Here is a 17,999-nt window from a genome sequence, read left to right on the forward strand (position 1 = left end):
CAGTCTCCTTACCGCCGGCCCGACCTCCGCGATCGCTGCTTAGCGTTGTTTTTTCGCTGGAAGCTACGGGCGGGCCATCTCGCTGCCGTCGAGCTCGGCGGCGTCCGGTACCTGGAACTGCTCCCGCCATCGGTCCACGTCGGTGGCGCTCATCGGAAACGTCTGGTGCGGTGCCGTGGCCTGGCGATGTGCGATCCGGGCATGCTGGGTGTCGGTGTCCACGGGAAGGTAGACCACCTGGCTGGCGGCCCCGGCGGACCGTGCCAGCCAGCGCAGCGCCGAGCGTTCGTCTCGCTGCGGCGCTGACATGTACTCCCCTGATCAGGCAGGACAAGCCGACAGCGCAGCACGGGACGCGTACGCGGCTGCCGACGGGACACCGATCGGGCGGTACGCCAAAGCGATGCCTGTCCGGCCCGGGGCAGGCATCGGGACCGCGGTGACCGCGGCCCTGGTACCGCCGCTAGGCGGCGGTCCGGGTGGTCATGGCAGCGCAGCAGCACACGCGTTCACCATAGCCTCAGACACCTCAGTAGAGCCGTGACTGAAGAAGAGCCGCTCCAGCACCGCCCGCGCGGGCCCACCGTCGAACCGCCCGCACGCCGCAATCTGCTCACCCGTCAGGAACTCCACCGGCACGCAGATCAACTGATCCTCCTCGACCCCCGGCCCCTGACCCCCGACCTTCGGCCCTGCCACGGGCTTGCTTCCGCCGGGGCGGACTTGCCTTCCTTCCTTGCCCTTCTAGAGGGTTCCGTGTCCGCTTTGCCCCCCTGGAAAGGCAAGGAAGTGCCGCGGCGAGGGCCGCGCGCGGGTGGCGGGGGGGGGCTCGCCGCCGAGGCCAGGCGTGGCGGCCCGGCCAGGCGGTCGCGCGCGAGGGTCAGGCGTCGAACAGGGCGCTGACCGACTCGCCGTTGTGGATGCGGCGGATCGCCTCGGCCAGCGGCGGGGCGACCGTGAGCACCTCCAGCTTCGGCACCCGGTCGTCCAGCGGGATCGGCACCGTGTTCGTGCACACGATCTCCACGACGTCCGGCTGGTCGGAGATCCGCTTGAGCGCCCCGGCGGAGAACAGCCCGTGCGTGCACGCCACCCGCACCGAGCGCACGTCGAGCTCGCGCAGCCGTTCGAGCAGCTCCAGCACCGTGCTGCCCTTGGCGATCTCGTCGTCGAGCACGATGACGTCGCGGCCGGCCACGTCCCCGATGACGGTCGAGATGCTCACCCGGTCATCGGCGAACCGCTGCTTGGCCCCCGCCGCGACCCGCACCCCGAGCATCCGCGCGAACGCCGCCGCCTCCTTCGCGTTCCCGAGGTCCGGCGACACCACCGTCGTGTTCGACAGGTCGTGGCGACGGAAGTGCTTGGCGAGCTCCCGCAGCGCATGCAGATGGTCCACCGGAACGCTGAAGAAGCCGTGCACCTGCGGGGAGTGCAGCGTCATCGCCAGCACCCGGCTCGCCCCGGCGGCCACGAGCAGGTCCGCGACGAGCCGCCCGCCGATCGAGATCCGCGGCGCGTCCTTCTTGTCGGAGCGGGCGTAGGCATAGTGCGGCAGGACCACCGTGGTCCGCGCCGCCGATGCCCCGCGCGCCGCATCCAGCATCAGCAGCAACTCGACGAGGTTCTCCTGCACCGGGGCGACCAGCGGCTGGATGAGGAAGACGTCGCGCTCCCGGCAGTTTGCCGGTAGCTGCACCTCCAGGCAGTCGTTCGCGAACCGCTGGACCCGCACCCGATGCAGCGGCACGTCAAGGTGCGCGCAGATCTCCTCGGCGAGGATGGGATGGGCACTGCCGCTGAAGACGGCGATGTCTCGCACGAACCGCTCCCTGTTTTCTTTTCGGCGGACCGGCTGGCAACGTTGCCCGCGCCGGCCGGCGTCGATTGTCGCTGGCCCAGGCGACGGCATGGCCGACACCCTGGTCGATCGCTCCGGATGCTACCGACCGCGGCGCGCCGGCGGCTGGGATCGGCGGCGAGCGCTGCCGCTGCGAACTCCGGCAGGCGTGGGCTCAGGCGGCGCGCAGGGCGTCGCGCAGCGCCACCCGCGTCCCCGACCGCTTCACCGCGTTGCCGTACACCCGCCCGGCCAGCCAGACCAGCACCGCGATCCACGCCAGGGTCAACGCCAACGCGAGCAGCACCTGCCAGACCGCCGCACTGCCGATCCCGATCACCATCGGCATCAGGATCGGCGCGAACAGCGGGATGATCGCCAGGGTAAGGATCAACCCGCTGTCCGGCGACGACGGCAGCACCGAGATGCCCAGCACGTACGGGATAAGAATCGTGGCGATCATCGGGGCGGTCACCCCGCCGGCGTCCTCCTGACGCGACACCAGCGCCCCGGCCGCGGCGAACATCAGCGCGTACATCGTGAACCCGACCAGGTACCACAGCAGCGCCAGCGCCACCGACCCCACGGCGACCCCCGCCGGGATGTCGAGTTCCCCGGTGGCCAGCCCAAGCCCGACCCCGACCACGCCGATCAGCACGAGCTGGCCGAGGGCCACCACGCCGATCCCCACCACCTTGCCCGCCATGAGCTGCCACGGGCGGATGACGGCCAACAGCAGCTCCACCACCCGGCTCGTCTTCTCCTCGATCACGCTCTGCGCCACCACCGGGCCGAAGATCAGCAGCGAGATGTAGATCAGCCCACCGGCGAGCAGGCCGAGGACCAACCGCGCGGCGTCCCGCTCGGGCTGCGGGCGCAGCGCCGTGACGGCGACCCCCGCCGACGCGACGGCCCGCCCCACCGTCGCCGGATCACCGCCGAGGGCGGAGATCTGCCCCTCCAACGCCGCCTGCCGGGCCGCGACGGTCAGCACGGACGTCAGCGAGTCCCCGAGATCGGAGTCCACCACGACCCGGTAGCCACCGCCCGTCGCCCCGACCCCGCCCGCCCCGACCTCGGCCGCCGCCGGCGCCACCAGCACGAGGGCGTCGATGTCCCCGTCGAGCACCGCCTGCCGGCCGGCCGCGGCGTCGGCGTAGGTGCGCACCTCGACGTCGGCATCGAGCGAACGCGCCGCCGCCCCGATCGCCGCCGCCTGCGTGCCATCCACCGCCGTCACCCCGACCCGCTGCGCGGACGAACCGCCGACGGCGGTGGTCACCAGCACGCTCGCGGCGATCGCGACGACGAACAGCGCCGTGGTGATCTGGAACGCCCGCGACCGCAGCCGCGTGCCAATCTCCCGGCCGGCGACCAGGCGCAGTACCCGCCCCGCCCCCAGCTCGCCGTCCCGCTCGTCCCGCTCGGCCCCCTCATTCACCGTCGGCACCCACCAGATCCCCGTCGCTCACCACGTCATCCCCATCACCGACCACGCGATCTCCGGCACCGACCACGTCATCTCCGGCGCGCACCACGTCGCGGAACAGCTCCCCCAGGGACGGCCGGCGGGGATGGAACTCGCGCACCGGACCGCTCGCCAACGCCGCGCGCAGCACCGCCTGATCGTCGGCCCCCGGCCCCAGCTCGAGCACGGTCCGCGACCCGTCCCGCCCGCGTACCCGCACCCCGGCCAGCCCGTCCGCCCAGCCCGCCGGCGCGTCCGGGGCGTCCACGACGAGCCGCCCACCGCCGCCGGCCCGCAGCTCGTCGACCGGCCCGCAGGCGACCATCCGCCCCGCGCGCACGATCCCGACCCGGTCACACAGCCGCTCGACGAGGTCGAGCTGATGGCTGGAGAACACCACCGGCACCCCGGCGGCGCGTCGCTCCCGCAGCACCTCGCTCATCACGTCGACGGCGACCGGGTCCAACCCGGAGAACGGCTCGTCGAGCACCAGGACGACCGGATCGTGCACGAGCGCCGCGGCGAGCTGGACCCGCTGCTGGTTGCCGAGGCTGAGCTTCTGCACCTCGTCGTCGCGCCGGGCGGCCACCCCGAGCCGCTCGGTCCACCGTGCCACCGCCCGGCGCGCGGCCGCCGGCCCCAGGCCGTGGAGCTGGGCGAGGTAGTGCAACTGCTCGGCGACCTTCATCTTCGGGTACAGCCCGCGCTCCTCGGGCATGTAGCCGATCCGCCGGCGGGTGCGCAGGGTCAGCGGTGCACCGTCGTAGCGGACCTGGCCGGCGTCGGCGGTGACCACCCCGAGGATGATCCGCATCGCCGTCGTCTTACCCGCACCGTTGCTGCCGACGAACCCGAACAGCTCACCGGCCCGCACCTCGAACGACAGCGCGTCCAGCGCCACGACGTCGCCGTAGCGCTTGGACACGGCGTCGACCTCCAGCCGTCCGTCGCCCATCCCCACCGCCCTTCACGCGATCCCGCGACCACGTCGTACTTCTGCCCCGGGAAGGTCGGGGCGATCATCCTCCCAGGCGCCCGCCCATCATGTCCGCCCCGACCCCCGACTCTCGATCCTTCGCGAGAGTCGTTTCGGTCGGTTGCCCGGGTGCTGTTTTTGGCTGATTGTTTCATGATCAAAATTGGGAAGTCGATTTCGTCAACAGTGTTGATTATCTTGCTGGCGAGAAAGGGTCCGGAGCAAGCGCGATGCTCACGGGTCACGGGTCATCGCCCAAGCCGCCGGGGCCGGCCTCGTGCGCCGACGGCGGCCCGACCTGTTCGACGACTCCCCCGTCCGCGCATCCGCGGGTCCGTGGCCGGGCTCCGCTCCCCCGGCCGGCGCCGGCGGCCGTCAGCTCGACGGAGCGAGCAGTCCCGCCATGGCGAGAGCGACGAGCCGGCCGGCCTGGTCGACGGACATCTGCTCGGCGATCCAGGCGGCGGCGTTCATCAGAGCGAAGATGTCGGCCCCCGTCGCCTCGCGGCGCAGCGCGCCGGCCGCGCGCGCCCGCGCGATGAGCTGGTCACCGATGTCGGTCATCTGGACGCACGACTGGTGCAGCTCCGAGGCCTCGTCGTCGACGCCCTCGGTGAGCATGGCGGCGAGCCCCTGGTACGCCGCGGCATGCGCGATGACGGCGTGCACCCACGCGGTGAGCGCCGCGGCGGCGCCGGGCTGGTCGAGCAGGTCCGCTCCGCGCTCGAACAGGGCCTCGTTGCGCTGGCGCAGCAGCGCGAGCAGCAACGCGCGCCGGTTGGGGAAGTGCGCGTAGAGCGTGCCGATCGCCACCCCGGCGCGGCGGGCGATGCTCTCCAGCGAGGCGTTCGTGCCCTCGGCGCGAAACACCGCGTCGGCCTCGGTCAGCAGCCGCTCGCGGTTGCGCCGCGCGTCGGCCCGCGGCCGCCGCCCGGACTCGGTCATCCACCCTCCCTGAGCATCCACCCTCGAACCAACTCGACCGTCCGCACCGACTCGACCCTCCGCACGGACATCCGCCGGCCGGACGAACATCCGCCGTCGGACGAACTCGGTCGTCGGACGAACATCCGCGATCGACACAACTTGAGGTCGCCTCAGGATAGAGTTTCTTGAGGCAACCTCAGATTATCGGACGAGACCTTCGGGAGACACGGATGATCCTGGTAACCGGTGCCACCGGGTCCATCGGACGGCCCCTCGTGCGCCGGCTTCGGCGCGACGGGACGGCCGTGCGGGCGCTGGTCCGCGACGAGGCCAAGGGCCGCGCGCTGGGCTGCGAGTTCGTCGTGGGCGACTTCGACGACCCGGCGTCGATCGTCGCCGCCCTGGCCGGGGTCGACCGCCTGCTCCTCAACGGCGCGGGGGCGCTGCCGGCCGACGGGGAGCAGCCGATGGTCCGCCAGCAGAAAACGATCATCGACGCGGCGCTCGACGCCGGCGTCGAGCGGGTGGTGAAGGTCTCGGTCTGGCATGCCGCCGAGGGCGGGCGGCTCGCCGAGGGCGCCCACTGGGAGATCGAGCGGCATCTGAAGGCGTCGGGGCTGAGCTGGTCGATCCTGCAGCCGAACGGCTTCATGCAGAACTTCATCACCGGGCAGGGGTCCTTCACCGCCGACGGGAACCTGGTCGGCGCCTACGGCGACGGCGCGGTCTCCTACATCGACTGCGCGGACATCGCCGCCTGCGCCGCCACGCTGCTGACCGGCCCGCCCCGCGACGGCGAGACCTTCCTGCTCTCCGGGCCGCAGGCCCTGACCCACACGCAGATCGCCGAGAAGCTCTCCGCCGCGCTGGGGCGGACCGTGCACTACGTGAGCCTGACCGCCGACGACATGGCCGCCGCCCTGATCTCCCAGGGGCTGGCGCCCCGGTTCGCCGACGACGTCGCCGTTCTGACGCAGGGGTTGGCCAGCGGCATCGCGGCGCCGACGACCACGGCGGTCCGCGACCTCACCGGCCGCGCGCCCCGCACCTTCGACGAGTTCCTGGCCGCCCACCACGAGGCGCTGGCCGCCCTCGCCTGGGCGCCGTCCCGCTGATCGGCCGCGGACACTCGTCAACATTGTTGATTATCTTGGTTGGACCATGTTCGTCGGCTGCTACTGCCCGTGACCCGGTCGGGTCGATGCTGGCGCCGGCTCGACTATCAGCGCGAGGAGTCGATCGAGCTCGACGCGGTCCTCGGGCGGCAGAGAACCGAGAAGTTCATCCTGCATGGCCCGGAAGGAGCTCTCGAGCCGAGCAAGAAGCGTCCGGCCCGCCGCCGTGATCTCGAGCCTGTTGCGGCGCGAGTCGGCCGGATCCGGTCCGCGACTCACGAACCCGCCCCGCTCGAGCCCGACCGCTTCCTCGGAAATGCTCCGCCGGTCCATGCCGAGTCGGCGTCCCAGGTCGGCCTGGCTCGAAGGCCCGAACTCCTCGATGACCGCCAGCATGCCGTAGGCGGCCTTGGAGACGCCGAGCTGCGACACGCGGTCCGCCGCAAGCTGGCCAGCCCGTGCCGCCGCCTGTGTGATCGCGTAGCTCGGAAGCGCCCGGAGCCGTGCGGGGACCGCACTGAAGTCCATCCCCGCGAGGCTAGACCACCATCCCCACACCGGCTACGTTGAGACCTCAACGTTGAACACTCAACGCTGCGTTGACACCTCAACGAAGGGCTTGTGGCATGACCCGCTCCCCCGATCTCGTGATCCCGCGAATCTTCGCCGCGATCGACGACCACCGGTTCGACGACCTGCCCGCCTACTACACAGCGGAGGTACAGGCCGACACCGCGGTCGGACACATCCGCGGCCGCGACCAGCTCGTCGCCACGCTGCGGGCAATCCATGAGCCGGTCGCCGTTCTCCAGCACCTCGTGACGGGCGTCATCGTAGATCCACACGGCGATGACGCCGACGTCCGCGCCAATGTCGTCGCCACCTTCTGCGATGCGGAGCACCGCCCCACCCTCGAGGGCGCCAGCGTCTGGCGCGGTCGCCTGCGCCGCTGCGACGACGACTGGCAGGTGTCCGAGTACAGCCTCGACCTCGTCTGGTCCCGCGGTTCGATGCCCACCACGTGGGGAGTGTCGGCGACGGCCCCCAGGATCAACGCTTGACGTTCACGCGGGCGGCGAGACGCGGTCGGCCACGAGGATGCGGCCGTTGCGCAGCGAGCGGCGGTGCTGGATCGGGGTGCCGAGGTCCTGGGCGAGCGTGAGCAGGGAGTCGTCCCGGGTGACCGCGAAGCCGCGGACGCCGACGGCGCGGCGCAGGGCGGCCGGTGTCCACACCGAACGGTTCGGCTCGCGGGTCATCGGATTCGCCTGCCTGGACAGGGCGCTGAGCAGGCGCGCCGCCCCCCGGCCGAGCGGCGCCGAGGGCGCCGGGGTGTGGTAGTGCACGATCAGGCGACTACCCGCGGCGGAGCGGTCGCCGACGATCCGCAGCGTCCGGGTGACCTCGCCGCGGGTCAGGTAGGGCACGACGCCCTCCCAGATCCAGATCGTCGGGACCGACCGGCGGTGGCCCGCGGCGGCCAGCGCCGCGGCGAGGTCGTCCCGGCTGAAGTCCACGGGCACGAAGTGCGGCGCCGCCCCCACCGGGGCCAGCTCGCCGGCCCGGTCACGCTTGTCGCGCTGCGAGGCCGGATGGTCGACCTCGAACACCGCCGTGGCGGCGAGTTCCGCCATTCGCCACGCCCGCCCGTCCAGCCCCGCCCCCAGGATGACAAGCTGCGCCGCGGCAGCGAGCTCGACGCCGGGCTCGGCGGGGGCTGCACCGGTGGCGGGTAACGCCTGGCGGACGGCCTCGTCGATCGCGACGGTGCGCGGCGCCATCACCTCGCCGCAGGCGCGCACCATCTCGAAGGTCAGTCGCGGCCCCCAGCCGGCCGGCACAGCCTCGGATCGCACCTTGTCGACGATGCTCCGCTCGGCGGGAAGCAGGAACGCCCTCGCCGTCGGATCGTCGAACCGGCCCCTGGCGAGCCGCCCGTGGGCAACGGCCCGGCCCTGGCAGACCATCACCGCCGTGCGGCTGGCGCCGCCCGTTCCGCCCATCTGCCGGTGACCTCTCCCCCGCGGCCGTCCCGCGGCAGAGCCCCGTGTCCCCATCGCGCACCTCCCTCGCCCTCCCCGCCCTCCCCCGCCGGCCGCGGCCCGCCCCACCGGGCGCCCCGCGACGACGACGCCGGAGTTCCGGCCCTCATCGTCGCAGCCCGCCCGTCCCGGCCGCCTGACCAGGGTCCCTTCACCCCGCACCCGGCGGCCGCCCGGCGGTGCTTCGCCGAGGGGGGTGGTCGCCGACAGCGGGTGGTTGCCGCGGGCGGGTGTTTGCCGACGGCGGACGGGATATCGACGGCGGATGCGGGCACAGAGGCGAAGGTCAACGTCATACGTGGGGCCGTCCGGATGGCCGGAACCGGCCGCGGCGGCGGCGAGCACTCGACGGCGAAGGTGTGGAGGTGGCATGCCCGGCAACGACAGCGCCGCGATGGGGACGATCCGCACGGCGATCCCGGCCCGACTCGACCGGCTTCCCTGGGCCCGCTTCCACTGGATGATCGTCGTCGGGTTGGGGACGGTGTGGATCCTCGACGGCCTCGAGGTGACGATGGTGGGCGCCGTCGGTTCGCGGCTCACCGAATCGGGCAGCGGGATCTCGCTGTCCGCCTCCGACATCGGCACCGCGGCCGCGATCTACGTGCTCGGAAGCTGCCTGGGCGCATTGTTCTTCGGTCAACTAACCGACCGTTTCGGCCGGAAGAAACTGTTCCTGCTGACCCTGGGCGTCTACATCGTGGCAACGACGGCGACGGCATTCTCCTGGACGCCGTGGTTCTTCTTCCTGACCCGGTTCTTCACCGGCACCGGAATCGGCGGTGAGTACGCGGCCATCAACTCGGCGGTCGACGAGCTGATCCCGGCGCGGGTGCGGGGCCGGGTCGACCTGCTCATCAACGGCTCCTACTGGCTCGGCTCCGCGGCCGGCTCGGCGCTCACCGTGTTCTTCCTGTCCGAGCACCTCTTCCCGACGAATATCGGCTGGCGGCTCAGCTTCGGCCTCGGCGCGGTGCTCGGGCTGGTCATCCTCGTCGTGCGCCGGCATGTGCCGGAAAGTCCGCGCTGGCTGTTCATCCACGGCCACGCCGACGACGCCGAACGGATCGTCGGCGACATCGAACAGACCATCGAGGCCGAGACGGGCACCCGGCTGGCCGCCCCGGACCGGCAGATCACCGTCCGCCAGCGCACGGTCATTCCCCTGCGGACGATCGCCTCGACGGCGTTTCGCACCTACCCCCGCCGCGCGGCGCTGGGACTGGCGCTGTTCGTCGGACAGGCCTTCCTGTACAACGCGTTCACCTTCGACCTGGGCACGATGCTGACGACGTTCTACGGGGTCAGCTCGTCGGCGGTGCCGGTGTTCCTCGTCGTCTACGCCCTGGGCAACTGCGCCGGCCCGCTGCTGCTCGGCCGGCTGTTCGACACCGTCGGGCGCAAACCGATGATCGCGGCGACCTACCTGGCCGCCGCGGCGCTGGCCGTGGTGCTCGCGGTGCTGTTCGCCGCGGGCGCGCTGACCGCGTGGACGTTCCTGCTGCTGGTGGCGGTCACGTTCTTCTTCGCCTCGGCGGGGGCGAGCTCGGCGTACCTGACGGTCAGCGAGATCTTCCCGATGGAGACCCGGGCGCTGGCGATCGCGTTCTTCTACGCCGTGGGCACAGCGGCCGGCGGCATCACCGGCCCGCTGCTGTTCGGCCACCTCATCGACACCGGCCGCACCGGTCCGGTGATGGTCGGCTTCCTCGTCGGCGCGGCGGTGATGGCCATCGGCGGCATCGCCGAGCTGCTGTTCGGCGTGGACGCCGCCGGTCGTTCCCTGGAGGACATCGCCCCGCCGCTCACCGTCACCTCGGACCCCGCCGGCGAGGACGGCGACGAGCCGTATCCCGACGAGCCGACCCGCCGGCCCGCCCCGGACCGGTCGGCTGCCGTCACCGAAGGTGGCTGACGGTCAGGGGCTGACGGTCAGGGGCTGACGGTCAAAGGTGGCTGACGGTCAGGGACAGCCACAGTTCGGCTGCCCCTGACCGGCCACGAGATGTTCCCCCACGGGCTCGCGGGCGCGCCGCCGGCCGGACGGCGCGTGACGGCCCGGTGGCGGACCTACCGGCCCCGCGGCCCCGCGTCACGCTGGACCGGCACCCGCACGCCGCCGGCCGGCGCCGATCGACCGAGCTCGGTGAGCTCGGCCAGCCACAACTGGGCGAGACGCTCGTGGTTCGGCACACTGTCGCTGGCCGCGAACGTGATCCCGATGCGGTCCCCAAGACCGAACAGCGCCACCGACAGGTGCTGGCGTCCGACGAGCAGCGGACCCGTGCCGATCAGGTCGGTGACCGCGCGTCCCGCGACGGCCAGCGGCCCGCGGATCGTGCGGGCGTTCGTCGCCACCATGGCCAGCTCCCGGGTGCGCCCGCCGAAGCTCGCCGCGTAGGACAGCATGCGGGGGGTGGCCCGCGCCGCCACGGCGGGGAAGTGGTGATGCTCCACCACGCCCATTCCGCCGTCCTTGAGCCGACGGGTCACCTTGGCGATGCGGGCCAGCCGCCGGGCCGGGTCCGGTTCTCCGCACGGCAGCGCAACCCGCACTCCCGAGGTGTAGTTCGACAGCACGTTCTGGTCGGCGGCGACGCGGATGCTGACGGGCATCAGCGCGTGGACGGGCCGGGAGTCGTCCCGCCACTCCGGCAGCGACCAGGCCCGCACCGCCCCGGCGAGGGCGGCCAGGTAGACATCGTTGACCGAGGCGTCGTGACGGCGGGCGATGGCCCGCATCGGCCCGAGCTCGGTGGTGATCCAGGAGTGCCGGGCCGGGCCCACCGGCTGGCCGCCCCAGGCGTCGAGGACGCGCGTCGGCGACAGGCAGCTCAACCCTCGGCTGACGAAGCGCAGGTAGTCGCCGACGTGCGGGCGGGGGATCGAGGCGGGCAGTCTCAGGTCGGGCTCGTCCTCGCCGCCGAACAGCAGGTGCAGCGACCGGTAGAGGGCCGCGCCGTCCTGGGCGATGTGGCTGGTCCGGTAGACGACCACGGCGCCGGCGGTCCCGGGCTCGCACAGCAGGTAGATCGTCCACAGCTGGGCGCTGGTGCCGACGGGGCGCCGGGCGATCCCGTCGATCGCGGCGCGGATGCGCCGGTCACCGATCGAGTCGCCGCCGGCCATACCGGCGACGTCGGCGGCGCTCGGCAGCTCCACGGCGACGACGCGCTCGTCGACGTTCATCTCCGGGTCGCAGACCCAGTGGGTCTCGTGCGTGGTGGAGCGGCGGTCGGCCGGGCGGACCGTGACCGTCTCCAGCCGGTCGGTGAGCATCCGGGCCCGCGGTGCACGCAGCCGTTCGGCGACGTGTGCCCGCAGGTCCGCCAGCTCCACCGGACCGTCGAGGAACAGCACCGCGCCGACGTCCTGGTACTCACCGGGATTGAGCCGGTGGAAGGCGAGATAGGCGCGGTCCCCCGCGGTCAGCGGGCGGGCGAACGCCCGGTTGTAGCCGGTCTTCGAGACCGTGTCGAGGAGGGTCATCAGGCGCGCCCCCAGCCCGTCGCCGGGCATTGGGTGCAGGCCTTGACAACGCGATCAACAATGTTAGCAAATCGACGCACGGATGCGTCGTGGATACCTGTACCCATGTACCTGTTTATCCGCGGGCCGTTCAGCCCATCCAGCCTTGTGTCGTACGTCTCCACACGGATGGGCAGGACGGGCGAGAACGATCCCGCCGGACGGCACGAGCAGCAGCGCAAATGCAGGTGAGGGCTGGTCCGGTGGGCTTCCGAGCACCCGGCCGGGACCTCGACACGAATGGGCTACGGTGCACCCCGACCGGGGTTACACGAATTCCCTCGATACCCGGGTGACAATTGCCGGCATGCCGATCGGGGGATACCCGGGCGCGTCGGAGCTGGCCTTTGTCCTGGGCGGGGATGGCCGCCGCCGCTCAGCGCTGCTCGCGCAGTTCCCACACGAAGCGTTCCAACCCGGTGACGAACGCCTCGGCCTCGGCTGCCGGCCAGCCGACCAGGCGACGGCCGAGCGCATCGGCGAGCCGCCGGCGCAGCAGGCCGACCACCTTCGCCCCGCCCTCGGTGAGGCTCAGCAGGGTGCCGCGGCCGGCCGGGTCGGGCTGCCGCCGGCACTCCCGCTTCCCGGCAGGGCCGTCGAGGACGGCTGACGTCACGGTGTGGGGGTGTGACCGAACGCCGGGTGGGCGGGAATCCGGGAGCCGGCCGGCATCGTTACGCTGCCCTTGTGAGCGAACATTTCGACGTAGTGGTGCTCGGTGCAGGTCCGGGCGGGTATGTGGCCGCGATCCGGGCCGCGCAGCTCGGTCTGACCACGGCTGTGGTCGAGGAGCGGTACTGGGGCGGGGTGTGCCTGAACGTGGGCTGCATCCCGTCGAAGGCGCTGCTGCGTAACGCGGAGCTCGTCCACACCCTCACCCACGAGGCCAAGACGTTCGGGATCTCCGTCGAGGGGTCGATCACGGTCGACTACGGGGCGGCGTTCCAACGCAGCCGCAAGGTCGCGGACGGCCGCGTCAAGGGCGTCCACTTCCTGATGAAGAAGAACAACATCACCGAGTTCACCGGGCGGGGCACGTTCGTCGACGACCACACCCTGTCGGTCGCCGGCGCGGACGGCGCGACCAGCACGGTGACCTTCGACCATGCCATCATCGCCGCCGGTGCCACGCCGCGGCTGCTGCCGGGCACCTCTCTGTCCGAGCGGGTGGTCACCTACGAGCAGCAGATCCTCAGCTCCGAGCTGCCGGGCAGCATCGTCATCGCGGGCGCCGGGGCGATCGGCGTCGAGTTCGGCTACGTGCTGCGCAACTACGGCGTCGACGTCACGATCGTCGAGTTCCTCGACCGGGTGGTGCCGCTGGAGGACGCGGAGGTCTCCGCCGAGCTCGCCAAGCACTACAAGAAGGCCGGGATCACCATCCTGACCTCGACCCGGGTCGACTCGATCGACGACTCCGGCGACACGGTGAAGGTGACCGTGACCGGCAAGGACGGCGCGTCGAAGGTGCTGACGGCCGACAAGGTGCTCCAGGCGATCGGCTTCGGGCCGAACGTCACCGGCTACGGGCTGGAGAACACCGGCGTGGCGCTGACCGAACGCGGCGCCATCGACGTCGACGGCTACTGCCGCACCAACGTCCCGCACATCTTCGCCATCGGCGACGTGACCGCCAAGCTCATGCTCGCCCACGCCGCCGAGGCGATGGGCATCATCGCCGCGGAGACGATCGGCGACGCCGAGACCTACCCGCTGGACTACGTGATGATCCCGCGGGCAACCTACTGCCAGCCGCAGGTCGCCAGCTTCGGCTACACCGAGGCCCAGGCCCGGGAGAAGGGCTTCGACGTGCAGGTCGCGAAGTTCCCGTTCTCGGCCAACGGCAAGGCGCACGGCCTCGGCGAGACCGCCGGTTTCGTGAAGATCCTCAGCGACGGCAAGTACGGCGAGCTGCTCGGCGCGCACCTGATCGGCCCGGACGTCACCGAGCTGCTGCCCGAACTCACCCTCGCGCAGCGCTGGGACCTCACCGTCGCCGAGCTCGCCCGCAACGTCCACGCCCACCCCACCCTCGGTGAATCGGTCAAGGAGGCCCTCCACGGCCTCGCCGGCCATATGATCAACTTCTGATCCGGGCGGCCTCAGCGCAGCTGTGGCGGCGGCTCGGCGGATGCGCCGAGCCGCTGCGTCCCGATCACCTTGAGCAGTTGCAGCGCCCGATGCGTGGGAGTCCCGGGTGCAGCACTGTAGAGGATGACCCACTGGTCGCGCTCGGGATCGTGCAGCGCGTCGCAGTCGAGATCGAGCCAGCCGACGTCGGGATGGTTCAGCCGCTTGTGCGTCGAGCGCCGGACCCGCACCTCGTGGTCGTTCCACAGCCGGGCGAAGTCGTCGCTGGCGGCGAGGAGTCGACGCACCAGGTCGCGGATCCCCGCGTCGTGGGGGTAGCGTGCGGCGGCGGCGCGCAGGTCCGCGACGGACTCGCGGGCGAACTGCTCCGCGCTGGTCGGGTCGTGACGCTGCCGGGCACCCGGACGGGTGAAGAACCGCCAGATCACGTTGCGGTCGGCCGGCACCACCGCCGAGAGGTCGCCGAGCAGCGCGGCTGCCATCGGATTCCAGGCGAGGACGTCGTACTTGGCGTCGCAGACCAGCGCGGGCGCACTGTCGTAGCGGTCCAGCAGGTGCAGGACCCCCGGGCGCACCTGCCGCGACGGTGCCGACGACCGCGGCGTGGACTCGCCAGCGAGGTGGTGCAGGTAGGCGCGTTCGTCGTCGGACAGCCGCAACGCCCGGCCGAGGGCGCCGAGTATCTGCCGGGACGGCCGCGGCCCGCGTCCCTGCTCAAGGCGGATGTAGTACTCGACGGACATCCCGGCGAGCTGGGCGACCTCCTGCCGGCGCAGCCCGGGCGTGCGGCGACGGTAACCGGCTTCCAGGCCGACGTCGACCGGCTGTAGGCGGGCTCGGCGATGGCGCAGGAACGCGGCCAGCTCCCCGCGGTCCACCTTCTCCATGACCATCAGCCTGGCCTACCGCCGGTAGCGGCACCATGGGACGGCCGATACCACCCCTGGCGAGGCTCTCCCGCCGCTCCGCTCCCAGCGTCACGGTGCAGGCATGACCTCACCCACGACCACGACCACGACCACGACCACGAAGGTCGTTCTCATCACCGGTGCGAACAAGGGCATCGGTCTCGCCGCGGCGACATCTTTCGCCCGCGAGGGGCACACCGTGTTGCTGGGCGCCCGCAATCCGAGCCTCGGCGGACCGGCCGCCGCAGCTCTCGCCCAGCACGGACTGGACGTCACCTTCGTCCACCTCGACGTCACCGACGAGACGACGATCGCGCAGGCGGCGTCGTTCATCGACGCGGAGCACGGTCGCCTGGACGTGCTGGTGAACAACGCGGGTATCACCCGTGACCGCCGACGTCCGCCCTCGGAGCTTCCCGTCACCGCGTTGCGGGAGATCTACGAGACGAACGTCTTCGGCGTCGTCGCCGTCACCAACGCCATGATCCCGCTGCTGCGCAGGTCCCCCGGCGGGTTCGTCGGCAACGTCTCCAGCGGACTCGGCACGATGGCGTTCCTCGCCGACCCCGACCCGGCGCTGGGAGGCTACGCCGAGCTGCTCGGCTACAACTCCTCCAAGGCCGCCCTCAACGCGATCACCCTCATCTACGCGCGTCACCTGCGCGCCGACGGCATCACCGTCAACGCCCTGTCACCCGGCTTCTGCGCCACCGACCTCAACGGCCACACCGGCCACGACACCGCCGACGAGGGCGGCGCTCGCATCACCGCCCAGGTGCTCGCCCGCGACGAGGACGGCTCAGGGGTGTTCCTGAGCGAGAACGGCGGCACCTATCCCTGGTGACCGCGGAGAACACCGCTCGCCGTCAGGCGAGGGCGCCCTGGTTGTCATGCCTGCGCGGCGTGCCGCTGGCCGGCGTCCCCCGCGAGCGGTCCGGCGTTGGCGCCGGGATCCTCACCACCACCCAGCAGGTCGCCAGCGTGACCGGCGTCGGCTCCCGCGGGTCGGCGCGGGCGGCAGATGACGCCGGCTGCCGGAGGTCGACTTGACTCGACTCGAGTGCAGCGTCCCGTCTGATGCGGCGACGGCGCGGTTCCGCGGAACCGCGGGCGTCGGGCTCGGGGCTGGTACTCGCGGGCGAACGCGCCTCGGTGTCTTTCGGTAGCCTGAGCACGAAATCGAGCCGAGGGCGTGTACCACTTTTCGGCTCGAGAACCGGACCCAGGCCTCGGCGCGATCTGGCCGCGTTCTGGCCGGAAATCGGAACGGATCGGGGCGGGTTGACGCACATTTGTCTCCCACCGATCACGCACGGTGCGCGGATCGGACGGCGACCCTGCTGGCCGGGTGGTGGTCAGCGGATGCAGGAGGTTGTGGACCATGCGCGCGGGGTGGCCCCAGGCGTCATCAACCTCCTGCAGTTGTCGATGCAACCAGGACGGGCATGGGTCAACGCGGGCCTCCCGCACGCCACCCTTTGATCAGATGTAGATGCGCGGCCTAACGGGCCCCGGCGCCCGCGGGTCGGCGCGGACGGAAGATGACACTGGGGGTGTCCGCGCCGGGGCGGACGTGGAAGGCCGCGCGGACGGGTTGGCCGGTCCGCGCCTCCCCCGGCGTGACCCCGTCGAGCCGGCCGGCCAGCCGGACCCCCTCGGCCAGGGTGACCAGCGCGAGGACGTACGGCGGGCGGCCGGCGAAGGCGGGCACGCTGGGATGGCGGATGACGAGATAGCTCTCGACGACGCCGGCGCCGGCCGCCGGCGCGAAGTCGGTCGGCCCCGCGCAGTGCCGGCAGCGTTCCGGGCGCGGTGGCAGCCAGCTCCGGCAGTCGAGGCACCGGGACAGCACGAACCGGTCCTCGCGCAGCGCGGCCCACAGCGGCCCGGTGCCGTCATCGTCGTCCTCGGCCTCGTCCTCAGGTGGTGGCTCGGGCGATCCCGCGGAGTCCCCGCCACTCGTCGAGTCCCCGCGCTCCGCCTCCCCGCGCTCCGCGTCCTCACCAGCCGCCTCCGCAGCCGCCGCCTCCGCACCCGCACCCGCCGCCTCCGCACCAGCCGCGTCGCCGCGCTCTGCGACCGCCGTGAGATCCACCGCGGTGGGCGCCTGCGCAGGCTGCACACCTTCGGTGCTCTCCGCCGCTGCGGGTGCCGTCACGGTCGCCGTGTCCCTGGGATCGACTGCCACCACCGGCAGAACCACGGTCCGCGCATCCTCGTCGAGGTCCGCGCCGTACGCAGGTTCGACGGCCCCCGCAGCCGCGCCGCCAACCCCCGCATGCGAGTGGTCCGCGGCCTCCCGCCGTTCCGGCAGGTCCGCTGCGGGCGACAGCGCGCTCGGCGGGTCCGCGCTCGCAGGGTCCGCCCTCGCAGGGTCCGTGCTCGCAGGGTCCGTGCTCGGCGAATCTGTAGTCGGCGAGGCGGCGCCCGGTGGCGCCGGTACCGACTCCTCGCGGGTTTCGGAGGTCGCGGGGGACGGAGCAGGTGGGGCCGCTACCGACTCCTCGCGGGTTTCGGAGGTCGCGGGGGGCGGCGCGGTCGTGGCAGTGGCCGAGGGGATGATCCTGACCGACGGGATCCTGGTGGACGGGTGGATGGTGGGCGGGGAGCCGGCCGACGACGGGTCCGGCGGGCGGGCGACCGGGCGAAGGACGCGCACGTGGGGTTGACCGCTGATCATCTGCTCCGCACCGCCGTTCTCACGATCCCCTCCGACTGTCGCCGGCGTCCGTCCTCGCCGGCGACGAGCGTCGCCGCGGTGTCGCCGCCCCTGCCGGCGGCTGGCGCCCGCCGACGCCCACCACACCATGGTGGTTCATCCGATGGAGCTACGCCTCAGACCCGGACTCCCCGTACGAATCGGTCGGGCAAGGATGCGGTCGTACCACGACAGACCCGTACCGGTTGCGGGCGGGCCGACCCAGTCGAACGCCTATCCTGGTTCGCGCCGGGTGCACCGCCCGGGTCGGGCCGCGAAGGGGGATGCCGGGGTGGTGGCGGTGGCGATCGTGAGCCCCGGTGCGATGGGCTCGGCGCTGGGGCGCGGCTACGTCGAGGCCGGCGCCCGGGTGCTGGCCTGCGTGGCGGGCCGCTCGCCGCGGACC

At 72.2% G+C, this 17,999-nt stretch carries 16 protein-coding genes; 5 read left to right on the top strand and 11 right to left on the bottom strand.

Going from position 1 to position 17,999, the window contains the following annotated elements; genetic code table 11:
- Nucleotides 1–63: 63 nt before the first annotated feature.
- The 5 genes from ND748_RS10730 to ND748_RS10750 all read right to left on the bottom strand — a co-directional run bounded on the left by ND748_RS10730 (nucleotide 64) and on the right by ND748_RS10750 (nucleotide 5,229).
- The gene (locus ND748_RS10730; RefSeq protein ID WP_251745523.1) at nucleotides 64–309 is read right to left on the bottom strand and encodes an ATP-binding protein; all 246 of its coding nucleotides are present in this window, start codon (nucleotides 307–309) and stop codon (nucleotides 64–66) included.
- Nucleotides 310–880: 571 nt separating this feature from the next.
- Nucleotides 881–1,822: a ribose-phosphate pyrophosphokinase gene (locus ND748_RS10735; protein ID WP_044883217.1), complete on the bottom strand. Its 942-nt coding sequence runs from the start codon at nucleotides 1,820–1,822 to the stop codon at nucleotides 881–883.
- 193 nt (nucleotides 1,823–2,015) lie between these two features.
- Complete coding sequence (locus tag ND748_RS10740; RefSeq protein WP_251745524.1) at nucleotides 2,016–3,290, bottom strand: ABC transporter permease; 1,275 nt, start codon at nucleotides 3,288–3,290, stop codon at nucleotides 2,016–2,018.
- Nucleotides 3,274–4,263 (bottom strand): ABC transporter ATP-binding protein, encoded by a 990-nt coding sequence (locus ND748_RS10745; RefSeq protein ID WP_251745525.1) that lies wholly within the window; start codon nucleotides 4,261–4,263, stop codon nucleotides 3,274–3,276. Before ND748_RS10745 ends, ND748_RS10740 begins: the two co-directional genes overlap by 17 nt.
- A 396-nt stretch (nucleotides 4,264–4,659) precedes the next feature.
- Nucleotides 4,660–5,229 carry a TetR/AcrR family transcriptional regulator gene (locus ND748_RS10750; RefSeq protein ID WP_251745526.1) on the bottom strand — a complete coding sequence of 190 codons (570 nt, stop codon included), beginning with the start codon at nucleotides 5,227–5,229 and terminating at the stop codon, nucleotides 4,660–4,662.
- 212 nt (nucleotides 5,230–5,441) lie between these two features.
- Between ND748_RS10750 and ND748_RS10755 the strand changes: the two genes are divergently transcribed.
- The gene (locus tag ND748_RS10755; RefSeq protein ID WP_251745527.1) at nucleotides 5,442–6,326 is read left to right on the top strand and encodes an NmrA family NAD(P)-binding protein; all 885 of its coding nucleotides are present in this window, start codon (nucleotides 5,442–5,444) and stop codon (nucleotides 6,324–6,326) included.
- Nucleotides 6,327–6,386: 60 nt separating this feature from the next.
- Here ND748_RS10755 and ND748_RS10760 read toward each other — a convergent pair whose 3' ends face one another.
- Nucleotides 6,387–6,758, bottom strand: a complete 372-nt coding sequence (locus tag ND748_RS10760; RefSeq protein ID WP_251745528.1) for a MarR family winged helix-turn-helix transcriptional regulator — start codon at nucleotides 6,756–6,758, stop codon at nucleotides 6,387–6,389.
- A gap of 194 nt (nucleotides 6,759–6,952) precedes the next feature.
- On the opposite strand from ND748_RS10760, the gene ND748_RS10765 reads away from it, so the two are divergent.
- Nucleotides 6,953–7,387, top strand: coding sequence for a nuclear transport factor 2 family protein (locus tag ND748_RS10765; RefSeq protein WP_251745529.1), 435 nt, complete (start codon nucleotides 6,953–6,955; stop codon nucleotides 7,385–7,387).
- A 3-nt stretch (nucleotides 7,388–7,390) separates the two neighbouring features.
- Here ND748_RS10765 and ND748_RS10770 read toward each other — a convergent pair whose 3' ends face one another.
- Entirely contained in the window at nucleotides 7,391–8,329 is a 939-nt protein-coding gene (locus ND748_RS10770) for a class I SAM-dependent methyltransferase (RefSeq protein ID WP_251745530.1), read from the bottom strand.
- Nucleotides 8,330–8,738: 409 nt separating this feature from the next.
- Here ND748_RS10770 and ND748_RS10775 point away from each other — a divergent pair, with 409 nt between their 5' ends.
- Nucleotides 8,739–10,283, top strand: coding sequence for an MFS transporter (locus ND748_RS10775; protein WP_251745531.1), 1,545 nt, complete (start codon nucleotides 8,739–8,741; stop codon nucleotides 10,281–10,283).
- A 155-nt stretch (nucleotides 10,284–10,438) separates the two neighbouring features.
- Here the strand turns inward: ND748_RS10775 and ND748_RS10780 are convergent, their stop codons facing one another.
- A complete protein-coding gene (locus ND748_RS10780; RefSeq protein ID WP_251745532.1) occupies nucleotides 10,439–11,887 on the bottom strand; it encodes a WS/DGAT domain-containing protein in 1,449 nt (482 codons plus the stop codon).
- 385 nt (nucleotides 11,888–12,272) lie between these two features.
- Nucleotides 12,273–12,512, bottom strand: coding sequence for a hypothetical protein (locus tag ND748_RS10785; protein ID WP_251745533.1), 240 nt, complete (start codon nucleotides 12,510–12,512; stop codon nucleotides 12,273–12,275).
- Nucleotides 12,513–12,583: 71 nt separating this feature from the next.
- Here ND748_RS10785 and lpdA point away from each other — a divergent pair, with 71 nt between their 5' ends.
- The gene (lpdA, locus tag ND748_RS10790) at nucleotides 12,584–13,987 is read left to right on the top strand and encodes a dihydrolipoyl dehydrogenase (RefSeq protein WP_251745534.1); all 1,404 of its coding nucleotides are present in this window, start codon (nucleotides 12,584–12,586) and stop codon (nucleotides 13,985–13,987) included.
- Between the two features lie 11 nt (nucleotides 13,988–13,998).
- On the opposite strand, the gene ND748_RS10795 is transcribed toward lpdA, so the two are convergent.
- Entirely contained in the window at nucleotides 13,999–14,874 is an 876-nt protein-coding gene (locus ND748_RS10795; RefSeq protein ID WP_251745535.1) for a helix-turn-helix transcriptional regulator, read from the bottom strand.
- Between the two features lie 103 nt (nucleotides 14,875–14,977).
- On the opposite strand from ND748_RS10795, the gene ND748_RS10800 reads away from it, so the two are divergent.
- Nucleotides 14,978–15,739 (top strand): SDR family NAD(P)-dependent oxidoreductase, encoded by a 762-nt coding sequence (locus ND748_RS10800; RefSeq protein WP_251745536.1) that lies wholly within the window; start codon nucleotides 14,978–14,980, stop codon nucleotides 15,737–15,739.
- Between the two features lie 657 nt (nucleotides 15,740–16,396).
- On the opposite strand, the gene ND748_RS34580 is transcribed toward ND748_RS10800, so the two are convergent.
- Complete coding sequence (locus ND748_RS34580) at nucleotides 16,397–17,053, bottom strand: OB-fold domain-containing protein (protein ID WP_251745537.1); 657 nt, start codon at nucleotides 17,051–17,053, stop codon at nucleotides 16,397–16,399.
- Nucleotides 17,054–17,999 lie beyond the last annotated feature (946 nt).

Origin of the sequence: Frankia sp. AiPs1, assembly GCF_023716945.1 — a bacterium.
Lineage (GTDB): Bacteria > Actinomycetota > Actinomycetes > Frankiales > Frankiaceae > Frankia.

Excerpts from the sequence above, each read along its gene's own strand:
- ND748_RS10800 (WP_251745536.1), top strand. The coding sequence starts at position 14,978 with ATGACCTCACCCACGACCACGACCACGACCACGACCACGAAGGTCGTT.
- ND748_RS10795 (WP_251745535.1), bottom strand. The coding sequence starts at position 14,874 with ATGGAGAAGGTGGACCGCGGGGAGCTGGCCGCGTTCCTGCGCCATCGC.
- ND748_RS10730 (WP_251745523.1), bottom strand. The coding sequence starts at position 309 with ATGTCAGCGCCGCAGCGAGACGAACGCTCGGCGCTGCGCTGGCTGGCA.
- ND748_RS10745 (WP_251745525.1), bottom strand. The coding sequence starts at position 4,263 with ATGGGCGACGGACGGCTGGAGGTCGACGCCGTGTCCAAGCGCTACGGC.
- ND748_RS10750 (WP_251745526.1), bottom strand. The coding sequence starts at position 5,229 with ATGACCGAGTCCGGGCGGCGGCCGCGGGCCGACGCGCGGCGCAACCGC.
- ND748_RS10775 (WP_251745531.1), top strand. The coding sequence starts at position 8,739 with ATGCCCGGCAACGACAGCGCCGCGATGGGGACGATCCGCACGGCGATC.
- ND748_RS10765 (WP_251745529.1), top strand. The coding sequence starts at position 6,953 with ATGACCCGCTCCCCCGATCTCGTGATCCCGCGAATCTTCGCCGCGATC.
- ND748_RS10770 (WP_251745530.1), bottom strand. The coding sequence starts at position 8,329 with ATGGGCGGAACGGGCGGCGCCAGCCGCACGGCGGTGATGGTCTGCCAG.
- ND748_RS10755 (WP_251745527.1), top strand. The coding sequence starts at position 5,442 with ATGATCCTGGTAACCGGTGCCACCGGGTCCATCGGACGGCCCCTCGTG.
- ND748_RS10780 (WP_251745532.1), bottom strand. The coding sequence starts at position 11,887 with ATGCCCGGCGACGGGCTGGGGGCGCGCCTGATGACCCTCCTCGACACG.